Below are 4,865 nucleotides of genomic sequence, written 5' to 3'. Positions count from 1 at the left end.
GCCTAGACAACGCCGATCATGGACGCCCTCGCGTCTACTTGCGGTCCCACATCCCTTGGAATCGATCATCTAGCTGGTCGCTGGACTGCGGAATCGGCCCGTTCAAGGCCCAGCCGGGTCATGGTGCTCGTCCCGCCCGGCCAGACGACCGAAACATGAAGACTGCGGGCGTCCTCGCCCAGCACGACCCGGCACCCCTGCCTGACCCCGACCGTGAGGTCTCTGGACAGCTCGGTGAGGACGACGACCCACGCACCGGGCTGAACCGGGTGGTCTAACCAGGGCACCACCAGCCCGCCGGCCAACGGCCCGCCATCAGGAACGGACGTGGCACCGGCCGTACCACCGCCGTGCACGCCTTCGAGTCGACTCGTCAAGCCCGCGCCGGTCACGCTGACCGCACCGCCGCCGAAGGCTGCCGTCGCACCGCCGGCAACGGCCCAGCCACCGATCCGCAGGCGCAACCCGGCGGCGTCAACGTCGTCGGCGAGATCAGCGACACGGACCAAGCGCAGCTCCCAGGGCCCGTGGACCAGCGAGTACACCGTGAGGCTCCCGGCCGGCCGGGACGTGCCGGCGCGGCCACCGCCGTGGTCACGGTGGCCCGGGTCTGGATCCACCCAGTGGGCGAGGGCGCGCGAACCAGCCACGCCCACGCCATCGCCGTCGACGTGCACCGTCAGCAGACGCATACCGGCACGATGCGTGGCGCTGCCCCTTTCGTTGACGAGGGCGACGGACTGGTCGAGGGGGTTGACCCAGCCGCTCTCGTCGAGCACCGGGCTGGTCGCGGTGGAGTAGCCGAGCCGGGCGTAGAGCGGTGAGTCACCGACGGAACTGCCCTCGACCGTGTGGTCGGTGCCGTGGTTGATCACCCGGACGATGCCGTCGGCGCGGGTGGCCGAGACCAGCCAACCCGGTGCCCGAATGGCCCGGACGGCGTCCCGCTCCTCGACAGGCAGCGGCTCCTCCGGCACCCTCCACACGGGGTGGCCGGCGGGCAGGGCGATGCCGAGCAATCCCTTGCTGGCCCAGTACGGCGAGCCGGGCCCAGAGTAGGCCTGGGCCAACCGCGGCCACGGGCCGTGCCAGCCCATGCTGAGCAGACCGCGATCATCGAATGCGCCGTGGTCGACGAAGTGGCGCACGATGCCGGTGGCCGCGCGGCGCAGCTGGCCAAGACTGACCGACGGCACCCCCGCGATCGCGCCAACCCAGAACGGCGCTGCGGCCGCGAACCGGTAGATCAGGCTCCGGCCCTGCACCAGCGGTGACCCGTCCGAGCCCACGAGGGCGACCGCGTCACGCAGGTACCGGTCGAGGCCGGCCAGATCCCGATCGCGGCGTCCCGCCGCCAGATCCTCCGCGCCGGCCATCCGGGCCCACAGCGTCGGATAGACGTGCAGCGCCCAGCCCACGTAATGGTCGTAGGCGCGCTCGGGCCCATCGGACATCCAGCCGTCCGCGCGGGCGAAACCGTCATGGGTGGCCAGGTCCTCCGCCATCTCGTCCAGCGAGTGCGGCCCGCCCACCGAGCGTAGGAAAGTCTGCACGATCAGCCGGAACCAGACCCAGTTGATCCGCGGGTAGGTGGCATCGCCGACCGCCGGGGTCAGGTAGTCCACCACCCGCTCCCGCACCTCGGATGAGAGTCGGTCCCAGATCCACGGACGGGTCAGGTCGAGGACGAGCGCAAGGGAAGCGGCCTCCACCTTCGCCTGGGGGTGCTCATCCAACCGCACCCAGCGGTCCGTACTTCTCGGGTCGGTACCGGCCGAGATTCCCGCCGCGTAGCGGTCGGCTAGCTCGTCGACACCCACTCCGTCCGCACCGGCGATACGGAAGCCGGCCAGCAGGAACGTTCGGGCGAACCCTTCCAGGCCGTCGACGGCCCGTCCGTAGCCCCCTTGCCGGCCAGGAACGACAACCAGAGCGTGGCCGGGTGACGCGAACGGCCGGACGGCAGCGAGCATTCGGTCAGCCAGCGCCAACCAGTCATCCCGGCTCCAGGTCTTGGCAGCGCGGGCAGCCCAGTCGGGCTCGGACCCAGGAGCACCGGTTCCGGCAACCATCATCCGTGGTCCTGTCGCATCGATCCGCCTCCAAGAGCGCGTCGGAGCGGTGCGTTGCCCGAACGTGACGCGCAGGCAACAACGAGGTTTCCGAAGTTAAACGCTCACAACAGAACAAGTCAATGCTCTTACTGAACTTGGATGAGCAGATCAGATCATAAAAGCACAGTCTGATCCCCAGTTGTTGGCTGGCGGGATCCACACTTGGCCGCATAGCAACCGCCTATACGCAGTTATGTCCTATTACGTCATCGCGAATCTGGTAGCAGTCGTCCCTTCCAACGACGGAAAACGATCTGATACGGTCAGGTTCGCTCAGACCTGCTCTACATGCGAGGAATCATGGCCGCTGCTGACCGGTATACCGGCCCACTCGCCGCGACTTGGCCGGATGTCGGTATCGCCCGGCTCGAAGGGCTGCACACGTCCCCCGAACTGGCCCTGGTCACCGCGTTCGGCCCACGCGGCGAGCTCGTCCACACCATGGAGGAGCTTCCGCCGCACGAACCGTTCCTCGGAGGTGCCCCATGACCAAGGACAATCCCGCCGCCGGTACGGCGGAGGCTCGAGGGCCGCTGCAGGTCGCCCGCCGCCAGCAACTGCTCGAGGCGTTGCAACGCGACGGGGCGATGCGCATCTCCGACCTGTCCCAGGCACTCGGCGCCGCACCGGTCACCATCCGCCGAGACATCGCACAGCTCGCTGCTGAAGGCCTGGTCAGCCGGGTTCACGGTGGGGTTGCACTGATCACGCCGGACGCCCCTCCGATCGCCGACGAAGCATCCGGCGCCGGCCTCGATTCGCTCGGCGGGCGCACCCTCGGCATGCTGGTGCCTTCGATGGACTACTACTGGCCGGATGTGGCCCGCGGCGCCGAGGAGGCCGCGCGCGAGCTCGACATGCGCGTGGTGCTGCGCGGCTCCTCATACGACACGGAGGACGACAAACCCCAGCTCGCCCGGCTCGTGGAACGGATGGCCGTCGACGGCCTGATCATCGCCCCACGGATGGACGCGCCCACCTCGGCGCGGACGATTGAGTGGCTCGATCAACTCGGCTTCCCCATCGTGCTGCTGGAACGCACGGCCTCGGTGGGTAGCCATCACGCTGTGATGGAATCGGTGGTCACCGACCATGCGCTCGGCGCGGCCATGGCGGTGCGGCACCTCACCTCCCTCGGGCACCGCAAGGTCGGTCTCGTGGTCGCCGCCAACAGCCCCACCAGCCGGCATGTGAGGCGCGGCTGGCTTGACGCCACGGCCGAGTGCGGCCTGGACCCGAACGCCACAGTCGCGGCCGCGGTGCCTGACGCCCGCGCACCGGAGCGCGACACCGCGCTCGACGCCGTCCTGCACCAGTGCCAGGTGACCGGCACCACCGCGCTGCTGGTGCATGCCGACCCTGAGGCGATCGCGTTGGTGCAGCACTGCGAGGAGCGGCACCTGACCGTGCCCGGCGACCTGTCCATCGTGGCGTACGACGACGAGGTTGCCGAGCTGTTCAGCCCGCCGCTGACCGCGGTCCGGCCGCCGCGGCGTTCCATTGGCCGCGCCGCCGTGCGACTCGTCGCCGACCGGCTCACCGACCCCGAGCGTCCCGCGCACCGGGTCGTGATCAGCCCGTCCCTGCGCGTACGCGAGTCGACCGCACCGCCGTGGGCGTGATGGGGCATGGGCGTCCCGGCGGGGCCAAACCTGGTCGGCACCATGCTCCGCAGTGCGGCCTGGATCAGCCGTTCCAGCCGGCTGGCAACGGACAACCGGGCTCCGCGGTACCGCGGAGGTACGGTGCACACCCCGGGCACCGAGCTCATGCTCGGTACCCGAGGTGTGCGCCGAGCCATGGAACCGTGGTGACGATTGTCAGACGGCCGTCCGCGACCACTGTTGGTTGGTGCCGGTGTTGCAGGTGTACTGCTTGAGGACCACCCCGTCCGCAGTCGACGCGGCGGGTACGTCCACGCACTTGCCGCTGTGTCGGGCGCGGAGTTGGAAGTAGCTGCCGTTGGTGACCATCTGGAACTGCTGGTTGGTGCCGCTGCCGCAGGTGTACTGGATCAGTTCGGCGCCGTCGGCGGTCGAGGCGCTCGTCACGTCGAGGCACTTGCCGCTGTTGCGGCTGATGATCCGCCAGTAGCCGCTGCCGGCGTCCTGGAACTGCCACTGCTGCCAGGCGTTGCCGCCGTAGGTGTACTGGCTGACGCGTGCGCCGTTGTTCGTGTTCGGTTGCTGGACGTCCATGGTCTTGCCGCTGTGCCGCACGTCGATGCGGTAGAAGGTCCCCGTCGTCGGGGGAGGCGTCGTGGGGTCGCCGCCGCCGATGGTGTCGCCCCAGCCGTAGCGGATCCGGTCGGCGCCGGAGGTGTTGCGGACGGTGAGGTTGGGGTCGGTGCCGCTGCCGGTGAGGGCGTACATCGAGTACCAGTCGTAGCCGATGCTGCCGGGTTTGCCTCCGAGGGCGGGCCAGTAGGTGCCGCCCATCTGGTTGTCGCGCATGACCTGGGCCATGGCGCGGATGTAGCGCACGAAGTTGTCGGTGCTGTTCGGGTCGGCGTAGTTGCGGCCGTCGTTCATGGGCGCGCCGAACTCGGTGGCGACCGCCCGGGAGGCGCAGTTGCCCAGGCGGGTCTGGATGTGGCCGCGGAAGGCGTCGTAGGTCATCGCGCCGTAGAAGAAGGCGTAGTAGTGGAAGGAGAGCAGCGTGGCGTTGAAGCGGCTGTCGTTGCAGATGTCGCGTAGGTCCTGGCTGAAGCCGGTGCCGCCGATGAGCACCCGGCCGGGCGGGGCCGAGTAG

General features: G+C 69.3%; 4 protein-coding genes. 2 read left to right on the top strand and 2 right to left on the bottom strand.

Going from position 1 to position 4,865, the window contains the following annotated elements:
- Positions 1-65: 65 nt before the first annotated feature.
- Positions 66-2,072 (bottom strand): DUF2264 domain-containing protein, encoded by a 2,007-nt coding sequence (locus ACLQ25_RS32325; protein WP_425734522.1) that lies wholly within the window; start codon positions 2,070-2,072, stop codon positions 66-68.
- 342 nt (positions 2,073-2,414) lie between these two features.
- Here ACLQ25_RS32325 and ACLQ25_RS32320 point away from each other — a divergent pair, with 342 nt between their 5' ends.
- On the top strand, positions 2,415-2,603 hold the full coding sequence (locus tag ACLQ25_RS32320; protein WP_425734521.1) for a hypothetical protein: 189 nt from the start codon (positions 2,415-2,417) through the stop codon (positions 2,601-2,603).
- Positions 2,600-3,736, top strand: a complete 1,137-nt coding sequence (locus tag ACLQ25_RS32315; protein ID WP_425734520.1) for a substrate-binding domain-containing protein — start codon at positions 2,600-2,602, stop codon at positions 3,734-3,736. Before ACLQ25_RS32320 ends, ACLQ25_RS32315 begins: the two co-directional genes overlap by 4 nt.
- Positions 3,737-3,934: 198 nt before the next feature.
- On the opposite strand, the gene ACLQ25_RS32310 is transcribed toward ACLQ25_RS32315, so the two are convergent.
- Positions 3,935-4,865: RICIN domain-containing protein (locus ACLQ25_RS32310; protein WP_425734519.1), on the bottom strand; the 931-nt coding region annotated here is incomplete at its 5' end.

This window comes from Micromonospora sp. DT44, assembly GCF_049841635.1.
Lineage (GTDB): Bacteria > Actinomycetota > Actinomycetes > Mycobacteriales > Micromonosporaceae > Micromonospora.
This window is presented reverse-complemented; position numbering and strand designations above follow the sequence as displayed.